This window comes from Kaistia sp. 32K (assembly GCF_016629525.1).
Taxonomy (GTDB): Bacteria; Pseudomonadota; Alphaproteobacteria; order Rhizobiales; family Kaistiaceae; genus Kaistia.
In genome coordinates, this window is sequence record NZ_AP024269.1 from 4,461,140 (window position 1) to 4,477,997 (window position 16,858).

Sequence of the window (16,858 nt, forward strand, 5' to 3'; positions counted from 1 at the left end):
CCGGGGCTTTTTTTGTTTTGAGGTTACAGGTCCTGCCTAGTGCACCGAGGCATACATGATCTGTTCCTGCGTCACGTCGAGCGGCGAGAATTCCTCGACGATGCGGCCCTGGCGGCAGACCAGGATGCGATCGGAAAGGGCGAGGATTTCCGGTAGGTAGGACGAGATGACGACGACCGCCAGGCCCTGGTCGGCCAGCTCCTCGATCAGCGCGTGGATCTCCGCCACCGCGCCGACGTCGACGCCGCGCGTCGGCTCGTCGAAGATGACGAGCTTCGGCTTCTGCACCAGCGCCTTGCCGATCACCACCTTCTGCTGGTTGCCGCCGGAGAGCTCGATGACGCGGGCCTCCGCGTCGATGCTGCGGATCGCAAGCTTCGGGCTCCAGATCTCCAGGAGCGCCTTCATCTCCTTGTGGCTCACGACCGGCAGCCGTTCGAGGCCGGCCGCCAGCAGGCCGGAATAGAGGTTCTCGGCGATCGACATCGTCTCGAAAAAGCCCTCCAGCTTGCGGTCCTCGGTGACGTAGACGATGCCGTCGCGCACCGCCTCGCGCGGCGTCGCATAGCGCACCAGCTCGCCGCGATATTCGATCGAGCCGCCGCGCAGGAAATTGCGCTTGTAGACGCCGGCGATGATCTTCGCCGTCTCCGTCCGGCCGGAGCCGACCAGCCCGAAAATGCCGGTCGTCTGCCCCTCGAAGATCGAGAACGACGTGTTGCGGACCAGCGCCCCCATCGAGATGTCCTCGACCGACAGGATTTTTGCGCCCGGCCGGCGGACCGTCTGGCGCAGCCGCGCGCCCTCGACGGCGGGACGGCCCACCATCGCCTGCACGATCTTCGCCTGGTCGAAATTCGCGGCGAGGTCGGTCACGACCTTCTCGCCATCGCGAAGGATGGTGATCCGGTCCGCGATCTCGAGCGCCTCTTCGAGCGCATGGCTGATGAAGACGATCGTCACCCCGCGTGCCTTCAACCTGGCGACGAGGGCGAAGAAATGCCGCCGCTCCTCGGGTGTTAACGTCGCGGTCGGCTCGTCGAAGATGATGATCTTCGCGTTCAACCGAACCGCGCGGGCGATCTCGACCATCTGCCGTTTGGCGGCGCCGAGCGTCGAGACGTTGGCGGTCGGGTCGACGGTGAAGTTCAGCGATTGCAGGAACTGCTGCGCCGCGATGGTGATGCCGCGCAGCCGGTTGAACGCCCGCTCGTGGCCGAGATAGAGGTTCTGCGCCACGGTCATCGAGGGCACCAGGCTCGTCTCCTGGAACACCATGGCGATGCCCTGCTTGAGTGCGTCGGCCGGACCGGCGAAGCGGACCTCCCTGCCCCCATAGACCAGCGCGCCGGAGCTCGGCTCGATCACGCCGGCGAGCATCTTGGAGAGCGTCGACTTGCCCGCGCCGTTCTCGCCGAGCAGCGCATGCACCTCGCCGGCGCGGAGATCGAAATCGATCGGATGGACGGCGATATTGCCGTGATAGGCCTTCGAGATCGCCTTCGTCTGCAGCACGACGGTCATTGCGGCTCTCCCTTGCCGAGATCGACGATCAGCCCGGCTCCCGTTACCGTCGCCAGCACCGAGTCCCCGGTTTCCAGCACCGAGGTCAGGCCGTGCCGCGTGCCGTCCGAGCGGCTGTGGAAGCTCTGGACGGGCTGCAGTCCGGCATCGAGCCGGACCGCGAGGCCATAGGAGCGCGACGGCGCCCAGGGCTTGTGCACGCCCATGGTGCGCACGGCGCCGCATTGCAGCGGTTCGAGGAAGCTGGATCCGGAAGAAAGCGCCGGCGCGATCCAGTTTTGCCGCTCGACGGTTTCCAGCATGTCGCGGCGAAAACGATCCTCCTGCAGCACGAACTCGATCAGCCGGTTGCGCGGCGCGAAGACGGCGAGCCAGAAGCCGCCGTCGCGCGCGGCGGAAAGCCGGCCGGCATAGCCCGGGATCCGCGTCAGCACGGGCGCCGGCCGCTTGCCGGCTTCGAGGCGCACGAGACGATGGGCAAAGGCCTCGCTGACATGGATCGTCCCGTCCGGGCCGGCATGGACGCCGGATGGCCAAGCGAGATCCCGGGCCAGAAGCGTCCCTGCGCCGCTGGAAATATCGAGCTTCCAGACCGAGCCGGTGGCGCGCTTCTCCATCAGATCCACCACCCAGTCGGAAGGCGCGTGCCGGGCCGAGCCCTGCGCCACCACGATCGTCGTCGCGTCGAGCACGGCGATCGCGGTCGGCGAGACGAGCGGCTCCGATCCCAGGCGATCGAAGGTCCGCCCCTCGCTCGCGCCATCATGGAGGACGATCCGGCCGCTTTCGAGCGCCACGACCAGCGTCTCGTCCGTCAACGCCGCAAGCGCGCTCACCGGCGCGTCGAAGCGGGCGAGTTCGCGTGTCCCCCCGCCTTCCAGAGCATGAACGAAATTGCCGGCCGAAAAGACCGGCCGCCCCGCCCAGAACAGCAGATTGTCGGGCGCCTCGTGCTCAAGGCGGACCGGCGCTTCCTCCAGCGCCGTGTTCGGCTTGAAGGCGCCGTCATAGGGCGGAATGGTGATGGCGCGGCCGCGGAACGGGTCGAGAATGCGATCGAGCAGCCTCATGTCGCCGCTCCCCAATAGGCGTTCCAGCCGGTCCAGTTCGGGTCGGCGCCGGGAATGGCGATCCGGCCGATCCGGTTGTTGAGGATGCCGCCGATATAGAGATGGCCCTTGTGCTCGCGCATCGAGGTGACCATCGGATGGCTGGCGCCGCCGAGATCGCCGAGCGTTGAAAGGATCCGGCCGCTCTCGTCGAACTTCACCACGCCGCCGGTGTTGATGTTGGGAAACAGCCACTCGTCCTGCGGCAGGCGGCGGGTCATGCGCTTGCGCATGCCGGGATCGCGCAGCGCGAGATCGAAGCTCGGCGTGCGCATGCCGAGCCAGGCCATCCAGTAGCCGCCGTCCGAGGCGCGGTTGATGTTGTCGGGATAGCCGGGCATGTCGCGGATGACGGTCTCCAGCGTTCCGGCCTTCGGCCCCTCGATCCAGTAGCGATGGACGGCGCAGGCCCAGGATTCGGCGATCAGCAGCGACTGGCCGTCATGGGCGAGGCAGACGCCATTGGCATAGCGCAGCTTTTCGAGCACCGTCCGCGTCTTGCCGGTCGCGGGATCATAGACCAGCAGCCGTCCCGTCGGCCGGCTCTCGATCGAATCAAGCGCCCATTCATGCGCGTCGTAGCGGGTGGTCGAATCCGTGAACCACACCCGGCCCTGGCGGTCGATGTCGCAATCATTGGGATCGCGCAGGCGGGCGTCGTCGACGACCGAGAGCAGCGATCGCCGCGTCTCGGTCGACAGCTCGCGGACGCCGCCGTCCGGCGCAACCGAATAGAGCCCCATCGCGCCGACGCAGGTCTTGATCGAGCCGTCGCGATCGATCGCGAGCCCGAGCGGGAAGCCGCCGATATGGGCGAAGACTTCCGAACGCCGGTAATCGGGCGCGAAATAGCGGACGATCTCGCCATGCCGCGTGCCGGCATAGAGATTGTCGTCGCGGTCGAGGACGATGTCCTCCGGCCCTTCCAGTTCGCCGAGGCCGATCGCCTCGGCGCCGGCGAGCGCGTTATCGAGCGCATAGGGCGTGCCGGAACCTGGCACGGCGGAAATGGCCGGCTGCATCGCATGGTGCACCGGCGCGACATAGACTTCCGAGACCACCTTCTGCCGGTTCTTCAGCCAGCGGACGTCGACGACGATCGCGAGCGCCAGCATCAGGCCGAGGATCATCTGGTTGGTGCCGGTGCCGGCGCCGAGCCGGATCAGGCCGTTGTTGATGATGAGCACGGCGACGGCGCCGATCAGCCCCTTGGCGATCGAGCCGCGGCCGCCGCCGAGGCTATTGCCGCCGACGACGGCGGCGGTCAGCGCCAAGAGCTCCAGCCCGAGGCCGGAGCCCGGCCCGACGCCGGAGAGCCGCGCGGCGAACAGGAAGCCTGCCATGCCGCAGGCGACGCCGGAGACGACATAGGTCAGGAACACGGTGCGGCGCACCGGGATGCCGATATTGTAGGCGGAGCGGCGCGCGCCGCCGACGGCGCTGATGTGCCAGCCGATGCGCGAGCGCGAGATGACGAGATGCGCGAGGAGCGTGAAGGCGAGCGCGATCAGCGCGCTGACCGGAATGCCGGCGAGCGAGCCGACGCCCAGCCAGTCGAAACTGTCGGAATAGAACTGCGAGCTCTGGATCTGCTTGCCATACTGGATGATCAGGATGTCGTAGAGCGAGCGGCCGATGATCAGCGTCACCAGCGTGGTCAGGAAGGCGCGCAGCCGCAGATAGCCGACGAGATAGCCGTTGAAGGCGCCGAACAGGCCGCCGGCGCCGACCGCCGCCGCGAAGGCGAGCCAGGGCGATCCCTCGCCGATATAGATGACGGCGAGCGCAGCGAAGGCGGCGAGCGCGAAGATCGAGCCGACGGAGAGATCGATGCCGCCGCCGATGATCACCACCGTCAGGCCGATGACGACGAGCAGGAACTCGCCCAGTTGCCGCGACGTGTCGAGCAGGCTGCCGGCGCTGAAGAAGCCCGGAATCAGCGTCCCGAAGATGGCGATGACGGCGACGAGAAAGGCGAAGGGGACCAGATTGTCGGCCCAGTTCTTGACGAGGATCTCGCCGACAAGATGGGTTGGAATCCGGTTGTAGCGAAATCGGGTGACGGCCTCGCGCAGGGACATCCGAAATTCCAGCTCTGGTGGGTAGGAACGATCAGGCCGAACCGGCCTGAAGAAAGACGAGCGCGCCGGCGGGCCGGCGCGCTCGCTTGAAAACGTCGGCGGTTACAGCTTCGCGGCCGCCTCGATCTGCTTCTGGCTCCAGCAGGTGCCGGGGGTCAGGTCGGCCTTGGTGCGGGCGCGTTCCTGCGTGTAGAGGTAGCGCGCCTTGTCGCCCGGCTTGTCGCTACCCTGCAGCAGCAGCTTGATCGCCGTGACGACGTCCTGCGACTGGCGAGGCAGCTCGCTGGTGACGATGGCGCCGAACGTGCCGTCCTCGAGCAGCTTGCAGTCGATCTCCTCGCCGCCGCCGGTGGTGACGAGGAAGACCTTGCCGCTGAGGCCGGCGTCGCGGATCGCGGCCGCCGTGCCCTGCGCGGTCGCATCCCAGAAGTCGATGATGCCGCAGACGTCGGGATTCTGCTGCAGCAGCGTCGTCGCGGCGTTGCGCGCCGTCGTGGCGTCCCAGTTCGAATCCGGCTGGCCGACGATCTTGAACTCGGGGTTCTTGGCCAGAACCGCCTGCACGCCCGCCCATTGGTCGAGGCTCGAGGCATTGACCTGGTCGCCCTGGATCACGCCGATCTTCTTGCTAGAATCCGGGCCGCAGCCCTTGATGACGGCTTCCGTCTCCAGCTCGCCGAGGCGCTTCCAGTCGGATCCGGCGAAGACATCGGAGGCGAAGTTCGACGGGTTGTCGAGCTGGATGACGAAGATGCCGGCGTCCTGCGCCCGCTTGTACAGGCGGCTGTAGGAGTTGATATCGGGCGACTGAACGATCAGCACGTCGGGCTTGTTGGCCGAGGAGATCAGGTCGGTGATCGCCTGCGCGCCGGCATCGACGCTCCAGTTGGGATCGCGGGTTTCCCAGATGCCGCCGAACGCCTTGACCTCCTCGCCGATGAAGTGGTTCCAGCCCTGGGCGAGATCGAAGCCCATGGTCATCGGAACCAGCACGACGCGCTTGCCCTTCAGCGCCGCCTCATAGGCAGCCGGCCCGGGGTTCGTGGTGTCCTCGGCCGACGCGGCGAGCGTTGCGCCACCCAGAATGGCGCTGGCCGACAGGGCTGCCAGCAAGCCTCGTTTCCAGAAGTTCATGTCCAGTCCCTTTCTCCCGTTCGGCCAGTATCTTGGCCATTCTTGAAAGTATTGATTTCAGATGTCGCCCTGCTGGCTGGTCTGCTCGTCGCGCGGATTGAGTTTTCCGTCGAGGATGATCGCGGCCAGAAGGATCGATGCCTTGATGAGGTTCTGATAGATGTTGGGCAGGTCGAGGATGGTCATGCCGTTGAGCAGGATGCCGATCAGCAAAGCGCCGACCAGCACGCTGCGCATGCCGCCCTTGCCGCCGGAAAGGCCGATGCCGCCGATCACCACCACCAGCACGACGTCGTAGAGCAGGGTCGAATTGACGATGCGGGTGTTCATGCTCTGCAGGCTGACGGCCGTCGCCAAGCCCGCGAGCCAGGCGAGCAGCGCGCTGACGATGTATTGCAGCACGGTCAGCGGCCGCACCGCGATGCCCATCGTCCGTGCGGCCTGGTAGTTGTCGCCCATCCAGTAGATGAACCGGCCGAACTTGGTGTAGCGCAGGAACAGCCAGCCGATCAGCAGCGCGCCGCCGAACAGCCAGACGTCGAGCGGGATGCCTGCCGGGCGCGCCTGGCCGAGTGACAGCAGCGCCGAGGCATCCTTCGGGATGTAGATCACGTCCTGCGCCAGCACCTGCGAGCGGACGAAGCCGAAGACGAAGGCGCTGGAGGCGAGCGTCGCGAACAGCGCCGGGACGCTGGCATAAGCGACCAGAAAGCCATTGGCGGCGCCGATCGCCACGACGATGACGAACACGATCGCGCTGGCGCCGGCGAGGCTCCAGCCATGCTGCAGCAGCTCCAACTGCAGCGCGGCGGAGACGACCATGACCGCGACCATCGAAAGGTCGATGCCGCGGCCGATCACCACCAGCCCCATGCCGATGGCAAGTATTCCCAGCACCGAAATGCTGCGCACGATGGCGATGAAGTTGGCCGGCGTCCGAAACCCTTCGAGCGTCAGCGCAAAGCTTGCGAACAGGAATAGAGCCAGGATCAGGACGATCCGTTCCTGCGTCAAAGACTGGAGAAAACCCCGAGAGCGCGCCACGATGCACTACCTTTCACGAGCCGCAAGCGACCGTGCCAGATCGGAACCACGCGATTCTTCGAACGGGATGATCTCGGTAACGTCTAGCTTTGCTCCCTCATGAATAGACATTCCGCCCGATGCTTTGCAGGCCGGGATTTCCAAGTTTGTCTGAAGTTTGAGATTATTTTTGCAATAGATCGACGGTGCGAACGCTGCGGAAAGCGATCGCCAGGGCGCGATATGCATGAATGTGCGGCCGCGATCGCCGTCTTCCTGGAACCTCCCCCTTGAGGGGAGGTCAAAAACGCCGACGCGTTTTCGGGAGGGGGTGCCCTCCCCTTTGAGAGACCTTCGCGCATCCCTGTCCCGCCGTCATGCGGCGCTCGATTTTCCTCATCCTGAGGTGCCCGAGCGCAGCTCGGGCCTCGAAGGACGCACGGTCGCGGTGCCATCCATCGATGGCACGGCCGCTCTGCGTGCTTCGAGACGGCCCTGCGGGCCTCCTCAGCATGATGAGGGTGGTGCTTTGCAGAGGGAGGGTTCAGGCACCCTGCCCTAGCTTGTGACCTCGAATTCCGGGTCGACCGGAATGCCGAGCGCCGTGACGATCCGGTTCGCCTCGGAGGCCATGCCGATGACGGCGATGAGATCGCCATACTGGGCGTCGGTCATGCCCTTGGCGCGCGCCGCCGCCGTGTGCGAGTGGATGCAGTAGCCGCAGCCATTCACCGTCGAGACGGCGACGTAGATCAGTTCCTTGGTCAGCGGATCGAGCGCCGACGGGGTGATCATGACCTCCTTCAGGCCATTCCAGGTGCGTTCCAGCGTGGCCGGATCATTGGCGAGGCCGCGCCAGAAATTGTTGACGAAATCGGAGCCGCGCGTCGCGCGGATATCGTCGAACACTGCCTTGACGCGCGGCGACTGATCGACGTCGGAATCCGTCCAGAGCTTTACCGTTGCCATTATGTCCACTTGCTTGAGGGTCGCGCCGTCGCGGGCCCGCGCGGGCGGTTCGCCATCGGAAGACGGCGCTCCCCCCAGCAAGCCTCATCCCGCGCTCCGGTTCAAGCCGATCGGCGGCGCTTTGGCGACGACGCGTCGCTAGAAGAAGCCGCCGGCCTGGGGAACGTCGGTGCCGTTCAGGAGCTGGTCGCCGACCACCTGCGCCTTATAGGCGAGCGGGTTGTGGCTCAAGATGGTGCGGATGTTGCGCCAGTGCCGGTCGAAATTGTAGCGGCGCGAGGTCGCCGAGGCGCCGCCGACATTGAAGATCCGCTCGGCCGCCGAAAGCGCGATCGGCCCGAGCGCCACCTGACCGGCCGCGACCGTCACCGCCGCATGCTCCAGGATCCGGTGCAGCTCCGCGTCCTCGCGCTGGATCGCGGCGAAGCTCCCGTCCAGCGTGCGGGCGGCATGCGCCGTGAGCTGATCGGCCACCTGGCTCGCCGCCGCGATCTCACCGATCTCGGCCTGGATGAAGAGATCGGTCCGGGCGCTGCCGGCCGGACTGTGCGTCGTCGGCCGCGCCTTTTCCCGCGCATGCTGGACCGCGTCGGCGAGCACGTTGCGGACGATCCCCGCGATACAGGCGGCCAGGAACAGCTGGCGGAAGGTCGAGGCGTGCCGCGCGGCCGGGCTCGGCCCGCCGGCGCCTGCGCGCCGGACCTCCTGTTCGTGCACGGCAACATTCTCATAGAGGATGCTGCCGCTCGCCGTCAGCCGCTGCCCCATGCCGTCCCAGTCGTCGAGAATGGTGACGCCGTCGCGGCCGACCGGCAGCACCACGCGGGCGGGATTGCCGTCCTCGTCCAGCGCGCTGGTCGAGAAGATGTCGGCGTAGAGCGTGCCCGTGCTGTAGAACTTGCGGCCGTTCAGGCGATAGCCGTCGCCGTCGCGCGAGAGCCGCGCCGAGACCTCGGCCGGTCGCGGCGTCTCCAGCTCGGTATGCGCGCCGCCGAAGAGAACCCCGGCCAGCGCCTTCTCCGCATAGTCGCGCGCCTCCGGCGAGGCCGGGTTGGCGAGCGCCGCTTCGCCCTGGTTGAAATGGGTGCGGAGCGCGTGGGCGACGTTCGAATCCGCCGACGCCACCGCCGTGATCGCCTCGATCAGGTCGGCGATCGATCCCCCCGGCCCGCCCAGGCCGGAGGGAACGCGCAGGATCGTGATGCCCGACCGGCGCACCGCGTCGAAGGCCGCGAAGGGCAGCTCGCGATCGCGATCCCGCTCCGCCGCGCCGGCCGCGATGGTTGCCACCAGCTGCGGCAGGCCGGCGAGGATTTCCGCGCGGTCGACGGTGTGCGGGCGCGTCGCCGGCCCGGTGGAAGCGGCAGAACTCACTTGAGATGCGCCCCGAGGATCCGCTTCGCATTGCCGGAGGCGATCAGCGCCTGCTGTTCGGGCGAGAGCCCCGCGTCGGCGAACACCTTCTCCAGGATGGCGCGGCTGCCGCCCGGCCAGATCGGCCAGTCGGTGCCGAAGACGACGCGTTCGGCGCCCAGGATGTCGACCAGGAGGCGCACCACGGCCGGCTCGAGACCCATGATGTCGAAATAGACATTGGGCCGGCGTCCGGCGGCGCGCGCCTCGGCGCTGTACTCTTCGGTCTCGCCCGCCGCCAGCACCAGCGCGCCGGCGCCGATCGCGGTGAAGATCAGGTTCAGGTCCGGCAACTCGTCGAGCACGCCGCTGCGCAGGATGGAGAAGAACGCCGCGCCGTTGATGAGGCCGCGACCAAAACCATAGGCCGGTTCGCCGCCGCCGGCGCGCAGCGCATCGGAATTCGGCGCGCCGACCGGATGCACCAGGACGGGCGCCTTCAGCCTCGCCGCGACCTCCAGCACCGGGCGCACCGCCTCGATGCCCGGGAATTTCTGGTCGCGCGAGGAATCGATGACAATTCCGACATGGCCGAGCTCGGTGATGGCGCGCTCGGCTTCGCGCGCGGCGACCTCGCCGGCGAAGGCGTCGACGGTGGCGAGCGCCGCGAGCTGGCCCGGATGGCTGGCGACCGTCTCGGCGAGGAAATCGTTGATGCCGCGAATGGCGTCGATATCGGTCGGCCCTTCCGTGCCGAAGAAGCCTTCGATCGTCGCGCTGAGAAGACGCAGCTTGACGTCGCCTTCCCGGCTTTCCTCGGCGAGCAGACCGGGATTGGTCATCCGGCTCCAGCGCGTGGTGCGCGTCTCGCGCTCGGCCTCGGTGAGCTCGGCCGGCAGCTCCGGCTTCCAGCTGGTGGGACGGATGTGGGCGTGGACGTCGATGATGTCCCAGGTAGAGCTAGCCATGTGTCAGGTCCGATCCGAGTTTGGTTCGAGAGAAGAATTCAGGTCGACGAGCGCCTGCAGGCGGCCGGCCACGTCGGCCGAAAGGCGACCGTTCAGGTGGTAGTCGGCGACGAAATGCTGCCGCCAGCGGGCGGGATCGTGCAGGGAGTGGACGCGGGCGTTGCGCCAGAAGCGACCGATGGCTTCCGGCGGCTCGCTGCCGTCGTCGACGAAATCGGCCAGCTCATTGCCGACCTCCGGTCCGAAGACGTAGGCGAGGCTCTTGGCCTCGTCGACGGCGAGCGCCGTCTCGACCAGAAGCGCCTCGTCGCGGAGTTCGAGCAGCGAGCGGTCGATCAACCGGGCGGCGCGAAGAACCAGCGCGCGGGCCGCGGCGCTGCGCGCCTCGAGGACGCCGAGACGCTCGCCCAGCCCCCGCGCCGCGATGAAGTCGGGCGCGGCACGGGCCGCGAGACGCGTCGCCCCGGTGGCGCCGCCGGCGGCGATCGCTGCGTGGATCAGCTGGCTGCCGGCGAAGAGCGCCGCGAGCAGCGCCGGGTTCGCGCCGTCGCGATGGATGACGTGGTCGGCCTCGACATAGACATTGTCGAGCACGGTCGTGCCGCTGAACGTCCCCCGCTGGCCGAACGCGTCCCAGTCGGCCTGCACGTCGAGCCCCTCGGCGTCGCGATCGACATAGGCGACGAGGAAGCGCCCGTCGGGATCGACCGCGATGACCGGCACAACATGCGCCGTCAGCGCGCCGGTCGAGAAGAACTTCTTGCCGTTGACGCGGTATCCGAGTCCATCCGGAACGATCGACGTGACGATGTCCCGGCGCGACTTCCGCCAGGGTTCGGCGAGTGCATTGCCGAAACGCGCGCCGTCCAGGATGCGCGGATAGAAATAGGCCTGCGTCCGCTCGCCGGCATGCTGGATGGTGTCGACGAAGTCGTAGTGGTTCTGCGGCACCTGGGCGAGCGACACGTCGGTGGCGCCGAGGATGAGAAACACCTCGATCAGCGTTTCGAACGGCAGCGCCGCGCCGCCATGGCGCTTCGGCACCTGGATGCCGAGAAGCCCCGAGGCTTCGAGCGCGCGGAGTTCCGCGACCGGCACGCGGCGTTCGCGGTCCACCTCCGCCGCGCTCCTCGACCACAATTCGGCGAGGGCCTGCGCGGCGTCGATCGCCTCGGCATGGGAACGGATCCGTCGCGCCGGAGCGACGGCGGGGCCTTCGGAAGGTCGATAGGTCATGATGATCCTAACCCGCCGCGCGCAGCGCCCGGGCGCGCGCCGTGTGGATGTTTTCCGGCGCGGGAACGCCGTAATGCTCGCGCAGCGTCCGGCCCTCGTACTCGGTGCGGAACAGACCGCGCTTCTGCAGCACGGGGACGACATGGTCGGAAAAGGCGGCGAGCCCGTCCGGATAGACGTCCGACATGATGTTGAAACCGTCGGCGGCGCCCGCTTCGAACCAGCTCTGGATATGATCGGCGATCTGCTCGGGCGAGCCGACGACGAGGCGATGCGCGCCGCCGCCCTGGGCGATGATCTCGCGCACGGTCAGCCCCTCGCTGGCGAGGGCGAAATTGGCATCGGCCCAGCCGCGCGAGCCCGGCGCGGAGCGGATCCGCTCCAAGAGATGCGTCGGCACGGGCTTGTCGAGGTCGAGCTCGGATGGCGCAACGCCCAGCCGGGCCGCATAGCGCGGAAGCTGCTTGTCGATGCCGGCGATCTCGTCGAGCTCGCGCTTGCGCGCCCGCGCCTCGGCTTCCGTGCCACCGATCACCAGCGAGATGCCGGGCAGCACGGCGACGGTGGCGGGATCGCGGCCATAGGCGCTCGCGCGGCGCTTGATGTCGGCGTAATAGGCCTGCGCCTCGCCCAGCACCTGCTGGATGGTGAAAACGCCCTCGGCGAACTGCGCGGCGAGATCGCGCCCCTGCGGCGAGCTGCCGGCCTGCACCAGCAGCGGCCGCCCCTGCGGCGAGCGCGGCACCTGCAGCGGGCCGGTCGCGGCGGCGTATTTGCCGACATGGCCGGTCTTGTGGATGCGGGCGTGGTCGGCGAAGACGCCGCTCGCGAGATCGGCGACCAGCGCGTCCGCCTCCCAGCTGTCCCAGAGCTTCAGCACGAGATCGACGAATTCCGCCGCCGCCGCATAGCGCTCCTCGTGCGGGGGAAGCTGCGCGAGCCCGAAATTGGTCGCGGCGCGCTCGTCATAGGTGGTGACGATGTTCCAGCCGACGCGGCCGCCGCTGATGTGATCGAGCGACAGGAAGGCGCGCGCCAGATTGTAGGGCTGGCTGAACGTCGTCGAGTTCGAGACGATGAAACCGATATTCTCGGTCGCCAGCGCCATCGCCGTGGTGAGCACGATCGGATCGATCGTCCACATCGGCGCGGTCGAGGGATCCGGATGGATGGCGAGCGCGTCGGCCAGGAACACGGCGTCGAGCTTGCCGCGTTCGGCGATCCGCGCCACCTCCTGGAAATGGGCGATATCGACGGTCGCGAGCGGCCGGCCCTGCGGCGAGCGCCACGAGGCCGGATGGGCGCCCGAGCTCTGGACGTTCACATTGATGCGGAGCTTGCGTTGGGTCATGCGGGAAGTCTCAGTTTTGGCTGGCGAGCGCGGCGGGCAGGGTCCGGTAGGTCCGGCGCCGGTCGGCGAAGAACTGCCAGTAGCGGTGGAAGCCGAGCGTCTCGGACGCGGCGCTCGCGCCCAGCACCTCGATGACGCGGCTGATCTCCGTGCGGCCGATATAGGCAGCGAAGTTGCGCGCCAGCCCGATCTCCGCCGGCACGTCGTCGGCCGAGGCGGTGGCGGCACTCGCCACGGCCGCCTCGAACAGTTCGTCGAGCGCCGTGAGGCTGCTGATCAGGACGCCGAAGGTGCGGAGCAGATGCGGATCCTCGGAGCCGCGCTCGACGCCGGTTCCGGGCCATGGCCGCGTCCGCTCCCGGGCGTGGCGGCGCGCACGCTCGGCGAAGCCGTGCAGCACGCCGGCCTCGATGGCGAGATCCTCCAGCGCGCGGGTGAGCGGTGACGCGGGATCGAGCCGGACGAGATCGCCCGCGGTCCCGGGCGACGCGGCGGTCGCGGCGTCGCGCAGGCTGCGAATATGGTCGGCGAGAGAGATGTCTTTCGCGAACGCGCGGGGACGCTCGGCGAGATCGGTATGGGTCATGGTCAGGCGGCTCGCTTCTTGCCGGGAATCGCGTCCAGGAGGGCGCGGGTGTAGTCGTGCGCGGGCCGATCGAAGATCGCGTCGGTGCGGCCCTCCTCGACGAGGCGGCCGGCCTGCATCACGCCGACGCGCGAGGCGATCTGCCGGATGACGGCGAGGTCGTGCGAGATGAAGAGGTAGCTGAGCCCGAATTGCTGCTGCAGTTCGCGCAGCAAAGCGAGGATCTGGGCCTGCACGGAGACGTCGAGCGCGGAAACCGCCTCGTCGCAGACGATCAACGCCGGCGACGGCGCGAGCGCCCGGGCGATGGCAACCCGCTGCCGCTGCCCGCCGGAGAGCTCCGAAGAGCGCCGCGACAGCACGCTGCGCGGCAGTTGCACCTGATCGAGCAGCTCGAGGACACGCCGCGCCCGGCTGCCGCGATCGCCGATGCCGAAGCCCTGCAGCGGCTCGCCGACGATCTCGCCGATCGAAAGGCGCGGATCGAGCGAGGCATAGGGGTTCTGGTAGATCGGCTGCACGAGCTGGCGGTAGCGCCGGTGCCGCGCCCGGTCGAGACCGCCGATCGCCTGCTCCTCGAAGAAAATGTCGCCCGCCGACGGCCGGGTCAGGCCCAGCGCCATGCGCGCGAGGGTGGATTTGCCGGAGCCGGATTCGCCGACGAGGCCATAGGTCTCGCCCCGCCCGATCGACAGGCTGACCGCGTCCACCGCAGTGAACGACGCCGCGCCGCGCCGATCACCACCGAGCGCGAAGGCCCGCGACACGCGCTCGACCCGGAGCAGCGGCGCGCCGTCCGAGGTCGCGGGCGTGCCATAGGGCGCGGTGGGGGTCAGGCCCGGCGCGCTTTCGACCAGCAGCCTTGTATAGGCATGCGCCGGCGCGGCGAAGACCTGCCCGGCGGGCCCGTGTTCGACGATCTCGCCGTCCTTCAGCACGACGATGCGGTCGGCCCGGTCGGCTGCCAGCGCCAGATCATGCGTGATCAGCAGCATGGCGATGCCGCGCTCGGCGGTCAGCCCGGCGATGTCGTCGAGGATCTGCTTCTGGACGGTCACGTCGAGCGCCGTGGTCGGCTCGTCGGCGATGATGAGCTTCGGCTCGGCGGCCAGAGCGCCGGCGATCAGCACGCGCTGCCGCATGCCGCCGGAGAGCTCGTGCGGATACTGGTTCACCCGCTGCTCGGGATCGCGGATGCCGACGCGCTTCAGCAGCGCGATCGCCTCGGCCCGCGCCTGCCGCTTGTCGGCGAGGCCATGCACGAGAAGCGCTTCGGCGAGCTGGTGCCCGATGCGCCGCAGCGGGTTGAGGGCGACCATCGGATCCTGCGGGATCCAGCCGAGCCGCCGCCCGCGCACCCGGTTGAACTCCGTCTCGGTCAGCCTGGCGAGATCCTGCCCCTCGAAAACGATCTCGCCACCGTCCAGCACGGCCGAGCCCGGCAGCATGCCCATGACGGCGCGCGCGATGGTGGACTTGCCCGAACCGGATTCGCCGACAAGCGCGACGACTTCGCCGGGCTTGACGGCGAGCGACGCCTGCCGCACCGCCCGGTGCGCACTGGCGCCGAGGCGATAGGAGACGCTGAGATTGCGGATTTCGAGCAGGGGTGAGGTGTTGCGCGGGTCGGCCATCAGAACGTCTCGCCTCGTTTGCCGTCGAAGGACCGGGCGATGCGGTTGACCGAAATCACGGTGGCGGCGATGACGAGCCCCGGCATGGTGGTGAGCCACCAGGCGTTGCGCATGTAGTCGCGCCCGCCGGCCACCAGCAGGCCCCATTCCGGCGACGGCGGCGGCGCGCCGAAGCCCAAGAAGCTGAGCGCGGAGACGTTGAGGATGGCCATGCCGACTTCGAGCGTCGCGAGCACGAGAACCGCGCCCGCCGCATTCGGCACGACGTGGCGGAGCAGCAGATAGGGCGCGGAAATGCCGGCGAAGCGGGTGACTTCGACATAGGGCAGATGGCGCACCTTGAGCACCTCGGAGCGCATCAGCCGAGCGAAGGCCGCGACCGAGCCGATGCCGACGGCGATCGCGATGTTGACCGTGCCGAAGCCGAGCGCGTTGATCACGGCGAGTGCGATCAGCAGCGTCGGCACCGCCAGCAGCACGTCGATGACGCGCATCAAGACGTCGTCGACCCAGCGGCCGAGATAGCCGGCCACCAGGCCGATGGCGGATCCCGCCACCAAGCCGACCAGCACGGCGGCGACCACGGCCCTGACGGTCTCGCCGGTGCCGTAGACGACGCGGGTGAAGAGGTCGCGCCCCATATGGTCGGTGCCGAACCAGTGCTCGAGGCTCGGCGCCAGCAGGCGCTTGGCGCCGACGCCGCGCAGCGGATTGAGGTCGGTGAAGGACTGGGGCGACACGGCGGCGAGCAGCACCAGCAGGACCAGCACCCAGGCGACGACAAGGCCGGGTTCGCGGATGCCGCGCCTGAGCGCGCGCCGGGCGAGATCCGATGCGCCGGCGAAGGCGGTCGTGCGCCATGGCGCCTTGGCGACGTGCCCGGAGGTCCGGGCGCCCTGATCGAGCGAGCTCATCGCACGGTCCCCACGCTGTGGCTCGCGCGACCGGAGCCGATGTCGATCCGGGGATCGATCAGCGGATAGACGAGGTCGACGAGGAAGTTGACGGTGACGTAGACGAGGGCGGCGAAGAGCACGGCGACCAGCACGACCGGCGTATCCTGATAGGTGACCGCCTTGACGGTGATCAGCCCGATGCCGGAGCGCGAGAACACGGTTTCCGCCACCACGGACCCGGCGATCAAATAGCCGCTGGTCGTCCCCATGGCGGTCACCACCGGCACCAGCGCGTTGCGAAGCGCATGGTGGAACAGGATGTGGCGGCGGCTGGCGCCGCGCGCCCGCGCCGTGTCGACATAGGCGCCGGAGAGCGCCGTGGTGAGGCCACGGATCAGCACCTGCGCGATGACGGCGCCGGCGGGAATGGCGAGGACGATGCCGGGCAGGATCAGGCTCTGGAAGCCGTCATTGCCGAGGCCGGGCAGCAGGTTCCACTGGAACGAGACCACCTGCAGCAGCAACAGGCCGATCCAGAAGGACGGGACGGAGACGGCGAGCGCCGGCACCGACAACAGGAAATCGGCGAGCGGCTTCCAGCGCACCTGCACGGCCAGCAACGCCAGGGCAAAGCCGAACGCAAGCGCGAACACCAGCGCAACACCCGCGAGCTTCAGCGTCTCCGGCACGCCGGCAGCGAACACCCGCAGCGCGTCGCCGCCCGTCTGCGCGGAGACGCCGAAATCGCCATGCAGGGCCTGCCAGAGGGCACGGCCATATTGAACCAGCGCCGGCTGGTCGAGCCCCATCTCGGCGCGCAGCCGGTCGACGGCTTCCTGGTTGAAGCCCGCGCCGCCGGATTCCGCCCCGAGCTTGCTGAAGACCCGGTCGCCCGGCAGCACGAACAGCAGGAAGAACGTCGCCGTATAGGTCGCCCAGAGCACCAGCAACGCATGGGCGGCCCGCCGCAGGGTGTATCTCAACACGCTATGTT

At 68.4% G+C, this 16,858-nt stretch carries 14 protein-coding genes; all 14 read right to left on the minus strand.

Annotation, left to right across the window (positions count from 1 at the left end):
• Positions 1-36: 36 nt before the first annotated feature.
• Entirely contained in the window at positions 37-1,524 is a 1,488-nt protein-coding gene (locus tag K32_RS20610; protein ID WP_201401309.1) for a sugar ABC transporter ATP-binding protein, read from the minus strand.
• Positions 1,521-2,594 (minus strand): hypothetical protein, encoded by a 1,074-nt coding sequence (locus K32_RS20615; RefSeq protein ID WP_201401310.1) that lies wholly within the window; start codon positions 2,592-2,594, stop codon positions 1,521-1,523. Before K32_RS20615 ends, K32_RS20610 begins: the two co-directional genes overlap by 4 nt.
• Positions 2,591-4,714, minus strand: a complete 2,124-nt coding sequence (locus K32_RS20620; protein WP_201401311.1) for an SMP-30/gluconolactonase/LRE family protein — start codon at positions 4,712-4,714, stop codon at positions 2,591-2,593. The genes K32_RS20615 and K32_RS20620 overlap by 4 nt, the downstream gene beginning before the upstream one ends.
• A gap of 102 nt (positions 4,715-4,816) precedes the next feature.
• Entirely contained in the window at positions 4,817-5,827 is a 1,011-nt protein-coding gene (locus K32_RS20625; protein WP_244669650.1) for a sugar ABC transporter substrate-binding protein, read from the minus strand.
• Between the two features lie 78 nt (positions 5,828-5,905).
• Positions 5,906-6,892 (minus strand): ABC transporter permease, encoded by a 987-nt coding sequence (locus K32_RS20630; RefSeq protein ID WP_244669652.1) that lies wholly within the window; start codon positions 6,890-6,892, stop codon positions 5,906-5,908.
• Positions 6,893-7,429: 537 nt separating this feature from the next.
• A complete protein-coding gene (locus K32_RS20635) occupies positions 7,430-7,840 on the minus strand; it encodes a carboxymuconolactone decarboxylase family protein (RefSeq protein WP_201401313.1) in 411 nt (136 codons plus the stop codon).
• Between the two features lie 138 nt (positions 7,841-7,978).
• Positions 7,979-9,214: an acyl-CoA dehydrogenase family protein gene (locus tag K32_RS20640; RefSeq protein WP_201401314.1), complete on the minus strand. Its 1,236-nt coding sequence runs from the start codon at positions 9,212-9,214 to the stop codon at positions 7,979-7,981.
• Positions 9,211-10,161 (minus strand): amidohydrolase family protein, encoded by a 951-nt coding sequence (locus K32_RS20645; RefSeq protein ID WP_201401315.1) that lies wholly within the window; start codon positions 10,159-10,161, stop codon positions 9,211-9,213. Before K32_RS20645 ends, K32_RS20640 begins: the two co-directional genes overlap by 4 nt.
• A gap of 3 nt (positions 10,162-10,164) precedes the next feature.
• On the minus strand, positions 10,165-11,397 hold the full coding sequence (locus K32_RS20650; RefSeq protein ID WP_201401316.1) for an acyl-CoA dehydrogenase family protein: 1,233 nt from the start codon (positions 11,395-11,397) through the stop codon (positions 10,165-10,167).
• A 7-nt stretch (positions 11,398-11,404) separates the two neighbouring features.
• Positions 11,405-12,748, minus strand: a complete 1,344-nt coding sequence (locus tag K32_RS20655) for an LLM class flavin-dependent oxidoreductase (RefSeq protein WP_201401317.1) — start codon at positions 12,746-12,748, stop codon at positions 11,405-11,407.
• A gap of 10 nt (positions 12,749-12,758) precedes the next feature.
• Positions 12,759-13,334: a hypothetical protein gene (locus K32_RS20660; protein WP_201401318.1), complete on the minus strand. Its 576-nt coding sequence runs from the start codon at positions 13,332-13,334 to the stop codon at positions 12,759-12,761.
• 2 nt (positions 13,335-13,336) lie between these two features.
• Positions 13,337-14,968, minus strand: a complete 1,632-nt coding sequence (locus K32_RS20665; RefSeq protein ID WP_201401319.1) for an ABC transporter ATP-binding protein — start codon at positions 14,966-14,968, stop codon at positions 13,337-13,339.
• Positions 14,968-15,882 (minus strand): ABC transporter permease, encoded by a 915-nt coding sequence (locus K32_RS20670; protein WP_201401320.1) that lies wholly within the window; start codon positions 15,880-15,882, stop codon positions 14,968-14,970. Before K32_RS20670 ends, K32_RS20665 begins: the two co-directional genes overlap by 1 nt.
• The gene (locus K32_RS20675; protein ID WP_201401321.1) at positions 15,879-16,850 is read right to left on the minus strand and encodes an ABC transporter permease; all 972 of its coding nucleotides are present in this window, start codon (positions 16,848-16,850) and stop codon (positions 15,879-15,881) included. Before K32_RS20675 ends, K32_RS20670 begins: the two co-directional genes overlap by 4 nt.
• Positions 16,851-16,858 lie beyond the last annotated feature (8 nt).

Excerpts from the sequence above, each read along its gene's own strand:
- K32_RS20610 (WP_201401309.1), bottom strand. The coding sequence starts at position 1,524 with ATGACCGTCGTGCTGCAGACGAAGGCGATCTCGAAGGCCTATCACGGC.
- K32_RS20615 (WP_201401310.1), bottom strand. The coding sequence starts at position 2,594 with ATGAGGCTGCTCGATCGCATTCTCGACCCGTTCCGCGGCCGCGCCATC.
- K32_RS20620 (WP_201401311.1), bottom strand. The coding sequence starts at position 4,714 with ATGTCCCTGCGCGAGGCCGTCACCCGATTTCGCTACAACCGGATTCCA.
- K32_RS20635 (WP_201401313.1), bottom strand. The coding sequence starts at position 7,840 with ATGGCAACGGTAAAGCTCTGGACGGATTCCGACGTCGATCAGTCGCCG.
- K32_RS20645 (WP_201401315.1), bottom strand. The coding sequence starts at position 10,161 with ATGGCTAGCTCTACCTGGGACATCATCGACGTCCACGCCCACATCCGT.
- K32_RS20650 (WP_201401316.1), bottom strand. The coding sequence starts at position 11,397 with ATGACCTATCGACCTTCCGAAGGCCCCGCCGTCGCTCCGGCGCGACGG.
- K32_RS20655 (WP_201401317.1), bottom strand. The coding sequence starts at position 12,748 with ATGACCCAACGCAAGCTCCGCATCAATGTGAACGTCCAGAGCTCGGGC.
- K32_RS20660 (WP_201401318.1), bottom strand. The coding sequence starts at position 13,334 with ATGACCCATACCGATCTCGCCGAGCGTCCCCGCGCGTTCGCGAAAGAC.
- K32_RS20665 (WP_201401319.1), bottom strand. The coding sequence starts at position 14,968 with ATGGCCGACCCGCGCAACACCTCACCCCTGCTCGAAATCCGCAATCTC.
- K32_RS20670 (WP_201401320.1), bottom strand. The coding sequence starts at position 15,882 with ATGAGCTCGCTCGATCAGGGCGCCCGGACCTCCGGGCACGTCGCCAAG.